The organism is Streptomyces sp. NPDC028314 (assembly GCF_055565795.1).
In genome coordinates this window covers 76755-93923 of record NZ_JBVHTP010000023.1, presented here as the reverse complement: position 1 = coordinate 93923, position 17169 = coordinate 76755, and the positions used below count along the sequence as shown (strand labels likewise).

16 protein-coding genes are annotated in these 17169 nt (G+C 71.4%); 2 read left to right on the top strand and 14 right to left on the bottom strand.

Translation table 11 applies throughout. From position 1 onward, the window contains the following. Positions 1–151: 151 nt before the first annotated feature. The 14 genes from ACZ4TG_RS36435 to pgsA all read right to left on the bottom strand — a co-directional run bounded on the left by ACZ4TG_RS36435 (position 152) and on the right by pgsA (position 12770). Positions 152–703, bottom strand: coding sequence for an adenine phosphoribosyltransferase (locus ACZ4TG_RS36435; protein ID WP_468172100.1), 552 nt, complete (start codon positions 701–703; stop codon positions 152–154). Then, positions 700–1761 (bottom strand): protein translocase subunit SecF, encoded by a 1062-nt coding sequence (secF, locus tag ACZ4TG_RS36430; protein WP_468172098.1) that lies wholly within the window; start codon positions 1759–1761, stop codon positions 700–702. Before secF ends, ACZ4TG_RS36435 begins: the two co-directional genes overlap by 4 nt. A gap of 3 nt (positions 1762–1764) precedes the next feature. Continuing rightward, positions 1765–3585 (bottom strand): protein translocase subunit SecD, encoded by a 1821-nt coding sequence (gene secD, locus ACZ4TG_RS36425; protein WP_468172095.1) that lies wholly within the window; start codon positions 3583–3585, stop codon positions 1765–1767. A gap of 153 nt (positions 3586–3738) precedes the next feature. After that, positions 3739–4242, bottom strand: coding sequence for a preprotein translocase subunit YajC (yajC, locus tag ACZ4TG_RS36420; protein WP_468172092.1), 504 nt, complete (start codon positions 4240–4242; stop codon positions 3739–3741). 164 nt (positions 4243–4406) lie between these two features. Further along, entirely contained in the window at positions 4407–5480 is a 1074-nt protein-coding gene (ruvB, locus tag ACZ4TG_RS36415; protein WP_468172089.1) for a Holliday junction branch migration DNA helicase RuvB, read from the bottom strand. A gap of 99 nt (positions 5481–5579) precedes the next feature. Further along, complete coding sequence (ruvA, locus tag ACZ4TG_RS36410) at positions 5580–6212, bottom strand: Holliday junction branch migration protein RuvA (protein WP_468172087.1); 633 nt, start codon at positions 6210–6212, stop codon at positions 5580–5582. Further along, positions 6209–6760, bottom strand: a complete 552-nt coding sequence (gene ruvC / locus ACZ4TG_RS36405) for a crossover junction endodeoxyribonuclease RuvC (RefSeq protein WP_468172085.1) — start codon at positions 6758–6760, stop codon at positions 6209–6211. Before ruvC ends, ruvA begins: the two co-directional genes overlap by 4 nt. Positions 6761–6937: 177 nt before the next feature. Then, on the bottom strand, positions 6938–7690 hold the full coding sequence (locus tag ACZ4TG_RS36400) for a YebC/PmpR family DNA-binding transcriptional regulator (RefSeq protein WP_468172082.1): 753 nt from the start codon (positions 7688–7690) through the stop codon (positions 6938–6940). Between the two features lie 57 nt (positions 7691–7747). Further along, positions 7748–8341: a pyridoxal 5'-phosphate synthase glutaminase subunit PdxT gene (gene pdxT / locus ACZ4TG_RS36395; protein ID WP_468172079.1), complete on the bottom strand. Its 594-nt coding sequence runs from the start codon at positions 8339–8341 to the stop codon at positions 7748–7750. 7 nt (positions 8342–8348) lie between these two features. After that, the gene (pdxS, locus tag ACZ4TG_RS36390; RefSeq protein WP_008740483.1) at positions 8349–9266 is read right to left on the bottom strand and encodes a pyridoxal 5'-phosphate synthase lyase subunit PdxS; all 918 of its coding nucleotides are present in this window, start codon (positions 9264–9266) and stop codon (positions 8349–8351) included. A 138-nt stretch (positions 9267–9404) separates the two neighbouring features. Then, positions 9405–9944 (bottom strand): LemA family protein, encoded by a 540-nt coding sequence (locus ACZ4TG_RS36385; RefSeq protein WP_468172076.1) that lies wholly within the window; start codon positions 9942–9944, stop codon positions 9405–9407. 89 nt (positions 9945–10033) lie between these two features. After that, positions 10034–11203 carry a glycosyltransferase family 4 protein gene (locus ACZ4TG_RS36380; RefSeq protein ID WP_468172073.1) on the bottom strand — a complete coding sequence of 390 codons (1170 nt, stop codon included), beginning with the start codon at positions 11201–11203 and terminating at the stop codon, positions 10034–10036. Then, complete coding sequence (locus tag ACZ4TG_RS36375) at positions 11200–12105, bottom strand: phosphatidylinositol mannoside acyltransferase (RefSeq protein WP_468172070.1); 906 nt, start codon at positions 12103–12105, stop codon at positions 11200–11202. Before ACZ4TG_RS36375 ends, ACZ4TG_RS36380 begins: the two co-directional genes overlap by 4 nt. Continuing rightward, complete coding sequence (gene pgsA, locus ACZ4TG_RS36370; RefSeq protein WP_468172067.1) at positions 12105–12770, bottom strand: phosphatidylinositol phosphate synthase; 666 nt, start codon at positions 12768–12770, stop codon at positions 12105–12107. Before pgsA ends, ACZ4TG_RS36375 begins: the two co-directional genes overlap by 1 nt. Positions 12771–13012: 242 nt before the next feature. On the opposite strand from pgsA, the gene ACZ4TG_RS36365 reads away from it, so the two are divergent. Together ACZ4TG_RS36365 and ACZ4TG_RS36360 are read left to right on the top strand one after the other, a co-directional pair. Then, entirely contained in the window at positions 13013–15226 is a 2214-nt protein-coding gene (locus ACZ4TG_RS36365) for an elongation factor G-like protein EF-G2 (protein ID WP_468172064.1), read from the top strand. A gap of 261 nt (positions 15227–15487) precedes the next feature. Next, entirely contained in the window at positions 15488–17152 is a 1665-nt protein-coding gene (locus ACZ4TG_RS36360) for a hypothetical protein (protein ID WP_468172061.1), read from the top strand. Positions 17153–17169: the final 17 nt, after the last annotated feature.

Sequence of the window (17169 nt, the reverse complement as noted above, 5' to 3'; positions counted from 1 at the left end):
TGGTAGCGAGGGTTGCGCCGGCCCGTTCCCCTCGGCCCCGGCTCCGTACGGCCCGGCCCCGGCTCCCCGCCCCCGCGCACGGGGCCCGGTTACGCGCAAGCGGCGGGCACCCGGGGATCCCGGATGCCCGCCGCTTCGTACGACGGGGTCGTCAGACCACGATCAGCGCGTCCAGCGGAGCACCGGCCAGGGCCGGCTCCAGCTTCGCGCGGCCGGGCAGGAACGACAGCTCCATCAGCACCGCCACGCCCGCGACCTGGGCTCCGGCCCGCCGGATGAGCGAGAGCGAGGCCTCCGCGGTACCGCCGGTGGCCAGGACGTCGTCGATGACCATGACCCGGTCACCGGCCGACAGGTCCTCGGCGTGGACCTCGATCTCCGCGGTCCCGTACTCCAGCTCGTAGGACTGCGAGAGCGTCGCCCCCGGGAGCTTCCCGGCCTTGCGCACCGGGACGAAACCGATCCCGGCCTGGACGGCGACGGGGGCCGCGAGGATGAACCCGCGCGCCTCCAGGCCGACGATCTTGGTCGCGCCGTACCGGCCGGCCAGCTCCACGAGCGCGTCCGTCAGGGCCGCGAAGGCCTTCGGGTCGGCCAGCAGCGGGGTGATGTCCTTGAACATCACCCCCGGCTTCGGGTAGTCCGCGACGTCCTTGATCCGGCTGAGCAGCAGCTCGCGCACCTCGGGAGAGCAGGCGTTCACCGGCGCCGCCGTCCCGGGCCCTGGCCCTGCGCGACGACCTGCGGAGCGTCCTCGCCGTCGTGGCCCTCGTCGGCCGACTCGCCCTTGGCCGCCGCGGCGGCCCGCTTCGCGAGCACCCGCTTCTTGAGCGCCTTCATGGCGGGCTCGCGCTCCTTGAGGTCCACGACCAGCGGGGTCGCGATGAAGATCGAGGAGTACGCACCGGCGGCGAGGCCGACGAACAGCGACAGCGAGATGTCGTTCAGCATGCCCGCGCCGAGGAAACCGCCGCCGATGAAGAGCAGCGCCCCGACCGGGAGCAGCGCCACGACGGTGGTGTTGATCGAGCGGACCAGGGTGCCGTTGATGCTGCGGTTGGCGATCTCGCTGAACGTGAAGCGGGTCTGCTTCGTGATGTCCTTCGAGCCCTCCTTGAGACCGTCGAAGACGACGACGGTGTCGTAGAGGGAGTAGCCGAGGATCGTCAGCAGACCGATCACGGTGCCCGGCGTGACCTCGAAGCCGACCAGCGCGTAGATGCCGACGGTGATGGTGAGGTCGTGGATCAGCGCGATCAGCGCCGCGACCGCCATCCGCCACTCGAAGGCGATCGCGAGGTAGATCACCACGAGGATCATGAAGATGCCGAGGCCCGTCCAGGCCTTGTTCGCGATCTGCTCGCCCCAGCTGGGGCCGACCAGGTCCGCGTTGATGTCGGCTTCGGTGACCTTGAGGTCGGTGGCGAGCTGCTTCTTCACGCCGGCCGCGTCATTGGTGTCCAGACCGGAGATCTGGATGCGCATGCCGCCGGTGCCGAGCTCCTGGACGATCGCGTCGTGGCCCGAGGCCTTCTCCGCGTCCTCCGTCACCCTGGCGACGGAGACGGTGGTCTTCGGGGTGGTGAAGACCGCACCGCCCTTGAACTCGATGCCCATGTTGAGGCCTTGGACGGCCAGGGCCACGATCGCCGTGATGGTGATCAGGATGGAAACGCCGTACCAGAGAAAGCGCTTGCCGACGAAGTCGTAGCCGACCTCACCGCGGTACAGCCTGGCGCCGAGATCTCCCAGCTTCGACATCTCTCACGCCTCCTTTGCGTCGACGGGGGCGGACACGGCGGCGGCACTCGCACCGGTACCGGTACGACGGGACCGGCGCAGCGGCGGCTTGGCGCCGAGCCGCTTCGGGTCCAGCCCGGACCACGGGTGGCCGCTGGAGAAGAACTTCGTACGGGCCAGCAGCGTCATGACCGGCTTGGTGAAGAGGAACACCACGACCACGTCGAGCAGCGTCGTCAGACCCAGCGTGAAGGCGAAGCCCTGGACCTTGCCGACGGTGACGATGAACAGCACCGCGGCGGCGAGGAACGACACGAAGTCGGAGACCAGGATGGTGCGCCGGGCCCGCGGCCAGGCGCGCTCCACGGCCGGACGCAGGGTGCGGCCCTCGCGGATCTCGTCACGGATGCGTTCGAAGTACACGATGAACGAGTCCGCCGTGATGCCGATGGCCACGATCGCACCGCAGACGGCGGGCAGGTTCAGCGCGAACCCGATGCCCTTCCCGAGCAGCGCCATGATCGTGTACGTGAGGACCGCGGACACCAGGAGGCTGATGATCGCGATGAACGCCAGACCCCGGTAGTAGACCAGCAGGTAGATCACCACGAGGAGCAGGCCGATCGCACCGGCGATCAGGCCGGCCTTCAGCTGCTCGCCGCCGAGCGCGGCGGTGACGGTGGTGACGCTGTCCTCCTGGAAGGAGAGCGGCAGCGCGCCGTACGAGAGCATGTTGCCCAGGTCCATCGCGGACTGCTGGGTGAAGCCGCCGGAGATCTGGGCGTTGCCGCCGGTCAGCGCCTGGCTCACGGACGGGTCGGAGATGACCTGGCCGTCGAGCACGATCGCGAACTGGTTCTGCGGCATCTGCTTGGTGGCGAGCTCACCGGTGATCTTCGCGAACTTGTCCGCGCCCTTGTCGGTGAACTGCATCGTGACGATCCACTCGCCGGTCTGCGGGTCGATGATCCCCTTGGCGTTGTCCACGTCCTGGCCGTTGACTCCGGCCGGGCCGAGCACCCACTTGCCCCAGGTGTCGCCGCGCTTGCCACAGGCGAGCATCGGGTCCTCGGGCTTGGCTTCCTTGCCGGCCGCGGCGCGCTGCGCCTCGTTCGAGCAGTCCAGGGCGGCGAACTTCGCCTGCAGGTCGGCGACGGCGGCGTCCGCGCCCGACGGGGTCGGGGCCGGCGTCGTGGCCTTGTTGTCGTCTGCCTTCTTCGACTCGCTCGCCGAGGGCGTGGGAGTGGGGGCGCTCGGGGCCTTGAGGGCCTCGCTGAGCGCACGGCCCTGGGAAGTGGCGCTGGACGACGGGGTGGCCGACGGCTTGTTGGCGCCGTCGGTCTTCGGGGCGCCGGAGGCGCTCGCGGAGGGGTTCGCGGACGGGCTGCCGGACGGGCTGCCGGACGGCTGCGGCGTGGCGTCGGGGAGCGGCTCGCCGCCGGTGAACGCCAGGACGGGGCGGAAGTACAGCTGGGCGGTGGTACCGACCTGCTCGCGCGCCTGCTGCTCGTTCATCCCCTTGGGGATGTTCACGATGATGTGGTCGCGGCCCTGGGTCTGGACCTCGGCCTCCGACACGCCGAGACCGTTGACGCGGCGCTCGATGATGCCGACCGCCGTGTTCATGTTGGTCTCGTTGATCGCGTCCGGCTTGCCCGGCTCGCTCTTGGCCTTGAGCGTGATGCTCGTGCCGCCTGCGAGGTCGATGCCCAGCCGGGGAGTCGTCTGACCAGTGAGGAACATCCCCGCGGTGAGCGCCACCATCGCGATCAGGATGAACGCCAGGGCGCGCCCCGGCCTCCCCTGAGCCCCCGTGGGCCGCCGGCCCTTCTTCGGTGCTGCCACCTTGTCGTATCTCCCTGTCCAACCGTCCCGCGCCGGGTCAGCGCGCGGACGGCCACGAAATGTGTGGTGGGGACCCCTGCCCCCCGCAGAAGTTTCACTGGCGGGAACCGCGGCGGCCGCCGGTCGGGCGCCACCGCGGTTCCCGGCCGTGCGCTACTTCGCGCCGGCCTCGCCGTCGGTCTTGCCGTCGGTCTTGCCGTCCTTCGGCTCGTCGTCGGCCCCGGTGTCGGTGGCGTCCTTCTTGCCGAGGTCGAGCTTGGGAGCCTCGTCCTCGTCGCCCTTCGACAGGGTGGTCTTCGGCGTGTCCGCCTCCGCCTCGGTCAGCGAGGAGGCGTCGTCCGGGACGACCGGCGTGTCGAGGTTCAGATCTTCGGTGGTGCCGTGAACGATGCGGTTGTACTCCTCGTCCTCCAGCACAGCGCCGATGGCGTTCTTCGCGAAGATCGCGTGGACGCCGGGGGCCACCTCGAGGGTGACCGTGTCTTCACCGATCTCCTTCACCGTGGCGTACATGCCGCCGATGGTGCGGACCCCGGTGCCGGGCGTCATTTCGTTGCGCATCTGCGCGGCCGCCTGCTGCTTCTTCTTGGCGGAGCGGGTCATCAGGAACATGGCCCCGATGAGCACGATGAACGGGAGGAGTGTCACGAGATTCACGGGACGGAGATCCTTCGCACGACCGCACGGGAGACGGCCTTTTTCTACGGGGGTGGGCATGCCGACCCGAAGGGTCGGCATCGGCGGAGTCTAGGCGAGTCCACACCGATGGAACAACGCCCAGCATGGCACCGCAGTTCCTGAGCGGTCGAACCTCCGCGCCGTCAGGCCCCGAACAAGCCCTGTTGTCCGCTTGATCCACTCCCGCCCTGGTGGGGCGGTACGAGCCCCAGGTGAGCCCAGGCGGCGGGCGTCGCGACCCGCCCGCGGGGGGTACGCGCCAGCAGCCCCTCGCGCACCAGGAAGGGCTCGGCCACCTCCTCCACGGTCTCCCGCTCCTCACCGACGGCCACGGCGAGGGTCGACAGCCCGACGGGACCGCCGCCGAACAGCTTGAGCAGCGCCTCCAGCACGGCGCGGTCCAGCCGGTCGAGCCCGCGCGCGTCCACCTCGTACACCTGGAGGGCGGTACCGGCGACCTCGCGGTTGATCACCCCGTCGGCCCTGACCTGGGCGTAGTCGCGGACCCGGCGCAGGAGCCGGTTGGCGATGCGCGGGGTGCCGCGGGAGCGCCCGGCGATCTCGGCGGCGCCCTCGGCGTCGATCTCCACGTCGAGGAGGCGGGCGGAGCGGTGGATGACGCGCTCCAGCTCCTCGGGGGCGTAGAACTCCATGTGCCCGGTGAACCCGAAACGGTCGCGCAGCGGCGGCGGCAGCAGGCCGGCCCGGGTGGTGGCGCCGACCAGGGTGAAGGGCGGCAGTTCCAGCGGAATGGCGGTCGCACCCGGGCCCTTGCCGACGATGACGTCGACGCGGAAGTCCTCCATGGCCATGTACAGCATCTCCTCGGCGGGCCGGGACATGCGGTGGATCTCGTCCAGGAAGAGGACCTCGCCCTCCTGGAGCGAGGACAGGATCGCGGCGAGGTCGCCGGCGTGCTGGATGGCGGGGCCGGAGGTGATCCGGATGGGCGCTCCCATCTCGGCGGCGATGATCATGGAAAGGGTGGTCTTGCCGAGCCCGGGCGCGCCGGAGAGCAGGACGTGGTCGGCGGTGGCGCCGCGCTGGCGGGCCGCCTTGAGGACGAGGTCCAGCTGCTGGCGGACCTTCTCCTGGCCGACGAACTCCCCGAGGTCCTTGGGCCGCAGTGCCGCCTCGACGGCGGTGTCCTCGCCGTCCGCCGCCGCGGCGACGAGCCGTTCGGCCTCGGCTGCGTCGGTGTCGTCGTCCCAGTTCACGGTGTCAGTCTGCCTTCTCGGTTCGTACGGTGGTCAGCGCGGCGCCCCCTGCCGCCGGGCGCGGCCGCGCGGGCTCGGCGCGGCGGCGGGCGGCGGGGCTCAGCGGGCCCGGTTGAGGGACTGGAGGGCGGCGCGCAGCAGCTGCGGCACGGGGGCCGAGCCGCCGGCCGCGATGGCCTCCTCGGCCTGCGGGGTGACCGCAGAGACGGCCTCCTCCGCGTCCCGGGAGGCGTACCCCAGCCCGATCAGCGCGGCGGTGAGCTGCTCCGTCCACGGCGCGGGCCCCGGCGCGGCGGCCCGCTGCGCCCCGACCAGGCCGCTCGTCCCCAGCGGCGCGCCGAGCTTGTCCTTGAGCTCCAGCAGCAGCTTCTGGGCGCCCTTCTTGCCGATGCCCGGCACCGCCATCAGGGACTTCTCGTCCCCCGTCGAGACGGCCAGCCGCAGCGCGTCCGGGCGGTGCACGCCCAGCATGGCCTGCGCCAGCCTCGGCCCGACCCCACTGGCGGTCTGGAGCAGTTCGAAGACCTGCCGCTCGTCGTCGTCGGCGAAGCCGTACAGGGTCAGCGAGTCCTCCCGTACGACCAGGGAGGTCGCCAGCCGGGCGGGCTCGCCCGTCCGCAGCCCGGAGATGGTGTTCGGCGTGCAGTGCACGGCCATGCCCACTCCCCCGACCTCGATCACGGCCAGGGTGGGGGCGAGCGCGGCGACCTGTCCGCTGACGAAGGCGATCATCGGGTACGGCCTTTCAAGGCGGAGGCTGGGGAGGCAGCGGCGTGCAGGGCCACCGCCTGCTGGAGGCGGTTCTGGGCGGGGGCCCGCCAGATGTGGCAGATGGCGAGCGCGAGGGCGTCGGCGGCGTCGGCCGGCTTCGGCGGGGCGGACAGCCGCAGCAGCCGGGTCACCATCGCCCCGACCTGCGCCTTGTCGGCCCGCCCGCTGCCGGTGACGGCCGCCTTGACCTCACTGGGGGTGTGCAGGGCGACCGGCAGCCCGCGGCGCGCCGCGCACAGCATGGCGACGGCACTCGCCTGGGCGGTGCCCATCACCGTGCTGACGTTGTGCTGGCTGAAGACCCGCTCCACGGCGACGACTTCGGGCCGGTGCTCGTCGAGCCAGGCCTCGATGCCCTGCTCGATGGCGACGAGCCGGTTCCCCAGCTCGGCGTCCGCGGGCGTGCGGACGACCCCCACTCCGAGCATGGTCAGGGGACGGCCGGCGACACCCTCGACCACGCCGATACCGCACCGCGTCAGCCCCGGGTCCACGCCGAGAACTCGCACCTGGCCCCCTCCCCTCCGTACGGACGCACCGCCGCCGCCCGCGCGGAGGCGGCCGATCACCGTCCTGGCCGCTCGATCGATCGTCGCGGTCGCCAGACTAACCGGCGCCTATGACAACGCGACGGGCCGACGGGGTGTGTCCCCGTCGGCCCGTCACCACAGTCCGCAGACGCGGCCCTACGCGTCGACCTTCTCCATGACCTCGTCCGAGACGTCGAAGTTGGCGAAGACGTTCTGCACGTCGTCGCTGTCCTCCAGCGCGTCGATCAGCTTGAAGATCTTGCGCGCGCCGTCCTCGTCCAGCTCGACCTGCATGGTCGGCAGGAAGTTGGAGTCGGCCGAGTCGTAGTCGATGCCCGCCTCCTGGAGCGCGGTGCGCACCGCGACCATGTCGGTGGCCTCGCTGATGATCTCGAAGCTGTCTCCGAGGTCGTTGACCTCTTCGGCACCCGCTTCGAGCACCGTCTCCAGAACGTCGTCCTCGGAGAGCTCACCCTTGGGCAGGATGACGACGCCCTTGCGGTTGAACAGGTACGAGACCGAGCCCGGGTCGGCCATCGAGCCGCCGTTGCGGGTCATGGCGACACGCACGTCGGACGCGGCACGGTTGCGGTTGTCGGTGAGGCACTCGATGAGCACCGCGACGCCGTTCGGACCGTAGCCCTCGTACATGATCGTCTCGTAGTCGGCGCCGCCGGCCTCCAGGCCGCCGCCGCGCTTGACCGCGGAGTCGATGTTCTTGTTCGGGACGGAGCTCTTCTTGGCCTTCTGGACGGCGTCGAAGAGGGTCGGGTTGCCGTCGATGTCGGCGCCGCCCATACGGGCCGCGACCTCGATGTTCTTGATCAGCTTCGCGAAGAGCTTGCCGCGCTTGGCATCGATCACGGCCTTCTTGTGCTTCGTCGTAGCCCATTTAGAGTGGCCGGACATCCGCCTGTCTCCTTCGCGTAACCAACAGTGTTCGCCAACGATCCTACCGGGACCCGGTCACAGCCCGGCGCGCACCATGTCGACGAAGTACGCGTGAACGCGGTCGTCGCCGGTCAGCTCGGGGTGGAACGACGTGGCGAGCACGTTTCCCTGCCGCACGGCGACCGTGTGGCCGTCGTACGTGGCGAGGACCTCGGCCGAGGCGCCGACCGACTCGACCCACGGGGCGCGGATGAAGACGCCCTCGACCGGGCCGTCCGCTATGCCCGCGAAATCGACCTTCGCTTCGAAGGACTCGTTCTGCCGGCCGAAGGCGTTGCGGCGCACGATCATGTCGATGCCGCCGAGCGTCTCCTGGTCCTCACGGCCGTCCAGCAGCTTGTCGGCGAGCATGATCATGCCCGCGCAGGTGCCGTAGACCGGCATTCCGGCCCGCACGCGCTCGCGCAGCGGCTCCAGCATGCCGAACAGCACGGCGAGCTTCGACATGGTCGTCGACTCGCCGCCGGGGATCACCAGGGCGTCCACCTCGGCGAGCTCCTCGGGACGCCGGACCGGCCTGGCCACGGCGTCCGCCGCGGCCAGGGCGATCAGGTGCTCCCGTACGTCGCCCTGAAGAGCCAGGACACCGATCACGGGGGTGTTCGTCATGTCGGTACTACCAGCCGCGGTTGGCGTAGCGCTCGGCCTCGGGGAGGGTGTCGCAGTTGATGCCGACCATGGCCTCGCCCAGGTTGCGGGAGGCGTCCGCGATGATCTTCGGGTCGTCGTAGAAGGTGGTGGCCTTCACGATGGCGGCGGCGCGCTTGGCCGGGTCGCCGGACTTGAAGATGCCGGAGCCGACGAAGACGCCCTCGGCGCCGAGCTGGCGCATCAGGGCGGCGTCGGCCGGGGTGGCGACGCCACCGGCGGAGAACAGCACGACCGGGAGCTTGCCGAGCTCGGCGACCTCCTTGACGAGCTCGTACGGCGCGCGCAGCTCCTTGGCGGCGGCGAACAGCTCGTTGTTGTCGTAGCCGCGCAGGCGGGCGATCTCGTTCTTGATCTGGCGCAGGTGGCGGACGGCCTCGACCACGTTGCCGGTGCCGGCCTCGCCCTTCGAGCGGATCATGGCCGCGCCCTCGGCGATGCGGCGCAGGGCCTCGCCCAGGTTGGTGGCGCCACAGACGAAGGGGGTGGTGAAGGCCCACTTGTCGGAGTGGTTGACCTCGTCGGCCGGGGTCAGGACCTCGGACTCGTCGATGTAGTCGACGCCGAGGGACTGCAGGACCTGCGCCTCGACGAAGTGGCCGATGCGGGACTTGGCCATGACCGGGATCGAGACGGCCTCGATGATCTCTTCGATCATGTTCGGGTCGGACATGCGGGCCACGCCGCCGTCCTTGCGGATGTCGGCCGGGACCCGCTCCAGGGCCATGACGGCCACGGCGCCGGCGTCTTCGGCGATCTTCGCCTGCTCGGCGTTGACCACGTCCATGATCACGCCGCCCTTGAGCTGCTCGGCCATGCCGCGCTTGACGCGGGAGGTGCCGATCGCGGACTCAGCGGACTGCGGGGTGGAGGGAAGCGTGCTCACGGATTGACCTCACTCGAAGGAAGACGGGTGCTGCGGTTCTACTGCGCTGAGCAAACCTCCCCCGACCAGTCCACTGCAAGGGCCAATGAGGAGCCGGTGGCTCCTTCCGATTTGGCCATTGGGTACAACTGGGGGCGCTCAGGGCCGCTCGGCAAGATCCACCGGCGGCTCGTCGTCCATCTCGAACGCGAGCGGGAAGGGGGCGTGTCCGGCCAGCCGGAACCAGCGGACCTTGCGGTGCCGGCGCAGGGCGCGGGCCGCCCGTACGGCGTCGTTGTGGAACCTGCGGGCCATCGGCACCCTGCGGACGGCCGCCGCCAGCTCCTCGGTGGCCTCCGCCCCGCCCGGGGCCGCCTTCAGCACCTCGACCTGGTCCACGTCCGCGAACACCGCGCGCAGCGCCTGGCTCAGCTCGCTCTCGGCGACCTCGCGCTGCTCCTCCTCGGCCTGCCGGGCCGCGTGCGCGGCCTCGTACAGCACCAGCGAGGAGGCGGGGTCGAGCACCCCGGAGGTGGCCACCTCCAGCACCACCGAGGCCCGCCGCACCAGCTGCGCGTCGAGCGCGGCCCGGGCGGCGTCCATCCGCGAGTGCAGACGGTCGAGCCGGCCGGCGGTCCAGCTGAGGTAGACCCCGATGACACCGAGGGCCAGGGCAATCCAGACAAGGGTTTCGATCACGGGCGGCGACTCTACCGGGCCGTCCGCGGGGGCCCGGGCTCACGGCCTGCGGGAGCCCGGACCGGGCGGCGATCGCCGGCCGGGTCCCGTCAGGCGGACGGGTCCCGGGTCAGCCCCAGGCGCGTGCGGAGCGGCACGCGCTCGTCTTCTGCCACGGCCGCCGCGCCGTCGGTCACCGTTTCGTAGACGGCCAGGATGTCCGCCCCCACGGTCGACCAGTCGAAGCGGCGTACGTGGGCCGAGCCGCGGGCGCTCAGCCGGGCGCGGCGGTCGGGGTCGCGCAGCAGGGTGATCGCGGCGGCCGCCAGTGAGCCGGCGTCCTCATTCGCGAAGAGGTCGCCGGCCCCGCCCTGGTCCAGGACCTGTGCGAAGGCGTCCAGGTCGGAGGCGAGGACCGCGGCGCCCGCCGAGAGGGCTTCGACGAGGATGATGCCGAAGCTCTCGCCGCCGGTGTTCGGGGCGACGTACACGTCGACGCTGCGCAGCAGGCGCGCCTTGTCCTCGTCGGAGACCATGCCGAGGAACTCCACCCGGGAGCGCAGGGAGGCCGGCAGGGAGGCCACCGCCTCCTCCTCGTCGCCCCGGCCCGCCACGAGCAGCCGTACGTCCGGGCAGGCCTCCGCGATCTTCGGGAAGGCGGCCATCAGGACCGGCAGGCCCTTGCGGGGTTCGTCGATGCGGCCGATGAAGCCCAGGGTCTGCCCGCCCCACTCGGCCTTGGGCTCGGCCTTGGCGAAGAAGTCCACGTCGACCCCGTTGGGGATCACCACCGCGTCCCCGCCCAGGTGCTCCACCAGGGTGCGCCGCGCGTACTCGCTGACCGCGATCCGGGCGCTGATCTTCTCCAGCGCCGGCTGGAGGATCGGGTACGCGGCGATCATCGCGCGCGAGCGGGGGTTGGAGGTGTGGAAGGTGGCCACGATCGGGCCCTGGGCCGCCCAGCAGGACAGCAGGCCGAGCGACGGCGAGGCCGGTTCGTGGATGTGGATCACGTCGAAGACCCCGTCGTGCAGCCAGCGCCGTACCCGGGCCGCCGAGAGGAAGCCGAAGTTCAGGCGGGCCACCGACCCGTTGTACGGCACCGGCACCGCCCGGCCCGCCGAGACCACGTAGGGCGGCAGCGGGGTCTCGTCGTCGGCGGGGGCCAGCACGGACACCTTGTGGCCGCTGCGGATCAGGTGCTCCGCCAGGTCACGGATGTGGAACTGGACGCCGCCCGGTACGTCCCACGAGTACGGGCACACGATGCCGATCTTCACTGCGTGCGCTCCTCCAGATCGTCGAGCCACAGACGCTGCAACATGTGCCAGTCCTCCGGGTGCTCGGCGATGCCCCACGCGAAGGCGTCCGCCACGGCCTGGGTCATCACGGCGGTCTTCTCGACCCGCGTCCCGGTCTTCGGCACCTCCACCTCGGGGTGGATCCGGCCGTACATCTTCGGGGTGTCCCCGTAGTGCAGGGTCGCCGGGAGCAGCACGGCGCCCGTCTGCTGGGCCAGCAGGGCGGGCCCGGCGGGCATGCGGGTGGCGGCCCCGAAGAAGTCCACCTCCACCCCGGAGGCCGACAGGTCCCGGTCCGCGACGAGGCAGACCAGGCCGCCGGAGCGGAGCCGGCGGGCGAGGGTGCCGAAGGCGGCGCCGCCGTTGTGCGGCAGGACCTCCATGCCCAGGCTCTCGCGGTAGGCCACGAAGCGGTCGTAGAGGGTCTCGGGCTTGAGCCGCTCGGCGACCGTGGTGAAGGGAACGCCGATGTGGCCGATGGCCCAGCATCCGGCGAGGTCCCAGTTGGCCAGGTGCGGCAGGGCCACGATGACCCCGCGCCCGGTGGCGAGGGCCTCGCGCAGCAGGTGCTCGTCCTGGAACTCGACGTCCGTGCGGAAGCGCTCCGGGTCCATCGTGGGCAGCCGGAAGGACTCCATCCAGTAGCGCATGTACGAGCGCATGCCCGCCTGCGACAGCTCCCGGAGCCGCTCGGGGGTGGCGTCCGGCACGACGCGCGCCAGGTTCGACTCCAGCCGCAGCACGCTCTTGCCGCGGCGCTTCCAGGCCACGTCGGCGATCTTCCGGCCGAGGGCCACGGCCGCCGGCTCCGGCAGCTTCTTCACGGCCGCCCAGCCGAGCCCGTACAGCCCGTCGACCAGCTTGTCCTGCGCCGCCCCCATCAGGCCGCCCCGCCTTCGGCCGTGGCGGCCTCGGCGTCGGCTTCCGCCGCCTCACGGCGTACGGTGACCACCCGCTGGATCAGCGTGACGAGCGAGCCCGCCGCCACGACCCACAGGGCGATCGGCAGCAGGACCCCGATCCACGAGGGGACCCCGAAGGTCTGGAGCCCGGACAGACCGGCCGCGACCAGCGAGATCACCAGTCGCTCGGCCCGCTCGATGAGCCCGTTGACGGCCACCGGCAGCCCGATCGACTCGCCCCGGGCCTTGGTGTACGAGACCACCTGCCCGCTGGCCAGGCAGAAGATCGACACCGCGCACAGCACGTTGTCGTGCCCGGAGCCCGCGTACCACAGGGCGAGCCCGCCGAAGATGGCCGCGTCGGCCACCCGGTCGAGCGTGGAGTCGAGGAACGCGCCCCACCTGCTGGAGACGCCGGCCTGGCGGGCCATGTTGCCGTCCACCAGGTCGGAGAAGACGAAGAGGGTGATGGTGATCGTGCCCCAGAAGAACTCGCCCCGGGGGAAGAAGACCAGCGCTCCCGCCACCACTCCGGCCGTGCCGATCAGGGTGACGGCGTCCGGGCTCACCCCCCGACGGAGGAGAAATGCGGCGAACGGCGTGAGAACACGCGTGAAGAATGCACGCGCGTACTTGTTCAGCATGGCCTTCCCGGAGGGTCGCTGGGCCGCACGGCCACATCGGCCACCGGCTGGCCCATCGTAGCCAGCGCCCCGCACCCCGGGTGCCGCGCACCCACCGGTTCGCGCCGGGCAATCCCCGCGCCGCTCCCCCGTCGCCTTCCGGACCGTGCCCGGTACGACGTATGGACGCAGTGTGACACCAGTGCAAAGCTCGAAGAACCCCAATCACCCTCCTCACCGCGACACCGGGAGGCACGATCATCATGGGAGCCACATCACACCAAGCCGGGGCCGCCGGCAGGGCACTGACGGCCGACCGCCCCGCTTCCGTACGGAACGTCGTGCTGGTCGGCCACAGCGGCGCCGGCAAGACCACTCTGGTCGAAGCCCTGGCGCTGACCGCCGGGGCCGTCAACCGCGCCGGCCGGGTCGAGGACGGCGGCACCGTCTCCGACTACGACGAGATCGAACACCGCCGCCAGCGCTCCATCCAGCTCTCCCTCGTCCCCGTCGAATGGGGCGGGATCAAGATCAACATCCTGGACACCCCCGGATACGCCGACTTCGTCGGAGAACTCAGGGCCGGTCTGCGTGCCGCGGACGCGGCCCTTTTCGTCGTCTCGGCCGCCGAAGGGGGCGAGGGACTGTCCGGGGCCACCCGCATGGTCTGGGACGAGTGCGAGGCCGTCGGCATGCCCCGGGCGATCGTCGTCACCCATCTGGAGGCAGCCCGCTCCGACTACACGCAGATGACCACCGTCTGCGGCGAGATCTTCGGCGCCGACGACCCGGACGCGGTCATCCCGCTCTACCTGCCCCTCCACGGGCCGGCCGGCCACGACGGGCACGCCCCGGTCACCGGCCTGCTCGGCCTGCTCTCCCAGCGGGTCTACGACTACGGCTCGGGCGAACGCGTCGAGCGCGACCCGGACCCCGCGGAACTCGCCCTGATCAGCGAGGCCCGCTCCCGCCTGATCGAGGGGATCATCGCGGAGAGCGAGGACGAGAGCCTCATGGACCGCTACCTCGGCGGCGAGGACATCGACATCAAGACGCTCGTGGACGACCTGGAGCGGGCCGTGGCCCGGGGCACCTTCCACCCCGTCCTGATGGCCGCCCCGGCCGCCGAGGGCGCCCGCCAGGGCCTGGGCACCGTGGAGCTCCTCGAACTGGTCACCGGCGGCTTCCCCACCCCCCTGGAGCGCGCCGCCCTCACCGTCACCGCCCCCGACGGCTCCGCCCGCCCCGAGGTCGGCTGCGATCCCGACGGCCCCCTCGTGGCCGAGGTCGTCAAGACCTCCTCCGACCCCTACGTCGGCCGCGTCTCCCTCGTCCGCGTCTTCTCCGGCACCCTGCGCCCCGAGGCGACGGTCCACGTCAGCGGGCACGGCCTGGCCGACCACGACGCGCAGGACCGGCCCCTGCACGAGGCGGACGAGCGCATCGGCGCCCTCTCCTCCCCCTTCGGCAAACAGCAGCGCGTCCTCAACCGGTGCATCGCCGGCGACCTCGCCTGCGTGGCCAAACTCACCCGCGCCGAGACCGGCGACACCCTCTCCTCCAAGGACCGGCCGCTGCTCATGGAGCCCTGGCCGATGCCCGACCCCCTGCTGCCCCTGGCGATCGAGGCCCACAGCAAGGCCGACGAGGACAAGCTCTCCCAGGCCCTGGCCCGCCTCGTGGCCGAGGACCCGACCCTGCGGCTCGAACAGAACCCGCACACCCACCAGCTCGTCCTGTGGTGCCTCGGCGAGGCCCACCAGGAGGTCGTACTGGAGCGCCTGCGGACCCGCTACGGAGTCCAGGTCGACCCCGTCCCGCACAAGGTCAGCCTGCGCGAGACCTTCGGCGCCACGGCGGCCGGACGCGGCCGCCACGTCAAGCAGTCCGGCGGCCACGGCCAGTTCGCCATCTGCGAGATCCAGGTCGACCCCCTCCCGCCCGGCAGCGGCCTGGAGTTCGTCGACAAGGTGGTCGGCGGAGCCGTGCCGCGCCAGTTCATCCCGTCCGTGGAGAAGGGCGTACGCGCCCAGGCCGCCCGCGGGGTCGCGGCCGGCTATCCGCTCGTCGACATACGCATCACCCTGCTCGACGGCAAGGCGCACTCGGTGGACTCCTCCGACGCCGCCTTCCAGACGGCGGGCGCCCTCGCCCTGCGCGAGGCGGCCGCCGAGGCCACGATCCACCTCCTGGAGCCCGTCGCCGAGCTCGACGTCCTGGTCCCCGACGAATACGTGGGCCAGGTCATGAGCGACCTCGCGGGCCGCCGCGGCCGCGTCGTCGGCACCGACCAGGCCGGCCCGGGGCGGACCCGGGTGCGCGCCGAGATCCCGGAGATCGAGATCGGCCGGTACGCCGTGGACCTGCGCTCCGTTTCGCACGGAACGGGCGGGTTCAGCCGTACGTACGCCCGGCACGAGCCCATGCCGCCGCAGCTGGCCGAAAAGATTCGAGAACAGGCCGAGAAGGGAACCTAGTCGGTACGGGGCGAGGACCCCGGCCGGACGACCGCCCACCCAACCCGCTTGCGGTGGGCGGTATTTCCCTGTCCCATGACCATGGGGCGGTGTCCGCCGATAGGCTCTTCGGCGCGGCAATGAGCACGACAGCGGGACATGCGGGACACACGGGACGCACAGTCCAGCACAGCAGAGCACAGGCAGCACACGCGGCACGCGCAGGACACGCAGGACACGCAGGACAGCAGTGGGCACAGACGCACAGCGATGGGGGCAGCGGTGGCGGACGACGGTTTCGACTTCAGGCCCGGAGCACAGATTCCACTTCAGGGGGGCGGCGGCCAGACCGCGGCGACCAACGCGCTCGCCTCGGCCGCGTACCGGGACGGCGGCAAGGACACCGCCCTGAGCTCCATACTCGACGCCAACAGCGAGAACCACCCGGCCACGGTGAAGCCCCCGAAGATCTCCCTCTTCGAGCCCAGCCTCGGCGAGGCCTTCTGCCGCGCCGTCGAGGCCCGCACCCTCGGCGCGGGCCGCAAGCCGCTGATCCAGTCCTTCGGCGCCGATCCGCAGACCGTGGTCGAGCACTGCCTGGCCGCCTCCCGCATCCGCAAGGACCGCGACCGCAAGCTCCGCCTGATCATGCTGGTCTGCGGGGTGCTCTTCCTGCCCGGGCTGCTGCTGTGGCTGGGCCTCTTCCAGCTCCGCAAGTCGCTCTCCTCGGGCGAGGGCAAGCGCTCCTGGCTCGGCACCGCCCTGCTGGTCGGCGTCGCCGTGGTGGTGGCGGTGCTGATGTTCCGGCTGCCCTTCACCGGGTTCCTCGGCCTCTACCTGCGCGGCATGATCATCGCTCCGGCGCTGGGCTGGCTGCTCGCCCGCCGGCTGTGCGAGTCGACCGCCGCCGACCTGCGCTCACGCTGGGACGGCCTGCTGGGCGGCGGGGCCGTCGCGGCCAAGATCCCCGAGGCGGTGCCGGGCAACCCGGACGAGAAGGCCCGCGAGGACCTGCGCCGCCAGCTCGCGAAGCTCACGGCCGAGGACCGCAGCAACTCCGCCTTCTACGCCGGCCCCAAGGGCATCCTCGGCATGGGCACCCGCTGGGGCAGCTGGCAGATGGCCGAGGAGCTGGCCCCCAAGACCGAGGGCGCCGAGATCCACCCCTTCCGCAGCTGGGACGTCATACGCGCGATCGACACCCAGCTGCGCAAGCTGGAGCGCGGCCCGCTGCACACCGGCGGCTTCCCGGCCGCCTCGATCCAGCACTGGATCGTCACGCCCATCGGCGAGGGCGCCGGGGAGGTGGCCCGCCCCACCGGCGAGGACGTGGACACCTTCCTCGTCAAGCCGCACGAGATCACCCGGATCTGCAACGAGCAGCAGTTCAGCGCGGGCAACCGGCACTACCTGGGCATCCAGTACCCGCTGTGGGACGGACAGCTCGTCATCACGATGCTGGTGACCGTCACCGTGCTCTACAAGACCCTGCGCGTGGACGTCACCGCGCACGCCCTGGGCCCCGTCCACGGCCTGTTCACCACGAAGCCCAAGGCGCCGGTGGTCGAGGTGCCCAAGAGCATCCGCTTCTGGGAGACCGTCGAGCGCCCGCTGCCGCTGGTGGACGCCCAGGAGGTGGTGCGCCTCACCGTGCGCGCCCCGCTGACCTGGTACCCGCCGATCCTGGACTACTTCGGCGGCAAGCTGGTCCTGCCGGAGCCGTTCGGCGTCCGCCACGTGTGGGCCGGCTCGATGTGGCGGCACCGGTTCATGGCGGACGACGCCCTGCGCACCGTGGCCCCCGTACTGCGTTCGGTGCACACCGCAGCGTTCAAGGTGCTGGAGGAGAACGGCGTCGACACCGACCGCTTCACCAACCGCTCCTCGATCATGAGCGGCCTCATCCAGGAGCCCTCGCCGCGCAAGGCGGACGTCTACGACGCCTAGTCGTACGAGGCCCCGGA

Bases quoted from the DNA above. Each gene is read 5' to 3' on its own strand.
- secF (WP_468172098.1), bottom strand. From the start codon at position 1,761: ATGTCGAAGCTGGGAGATCTCGGCGCCAGGCTGTACCGCGGTGAGGTC.
- ruvA (WP_468172087.1), bottom strand. From the start codon at position 6,212: ATGATCGCCTTCGTCAGCGGACAGGTCGCCGCGCTCGCCCCCACCCTG.
- ACZ4TG_RS36400 (WP_468172082.1), bottom strand. From the start codon at position 7,690: ATGTCCGGCCACTCTAAATGGGCTACGACGAAGCACAAGAAGGCCGTG.
- pdxT (WP_468172079.1), bottom strand. From the start codon at position 8,341: ATGACGAACACCCCCGTGATCGGTGTCCTGGCTCTTCAGGGCGACGTA.
- ACZ4TG_RS36375 (WP_468172070.1), bottom strand. From the start codon at position 12,105: ATGGGGGCGGCGCAGGACAAGCTGGTCGACGGGCTGTACGGGCTCGGC.
- pgsA (WP_468172067.1), bottom strand. From the start codon at position 12,770: ATGCTGAACAAGTACGCGCGTGCATTCTTCACGCGTGTTCTCACGCCG.
- ACZ4TG_RS36365 (WP_468172064.1), top strand. From the start codon at position 13,013: ATGGGAGCCACATCACACCAAGCCGGGGCCGCCGGCAGGGCACTGACG.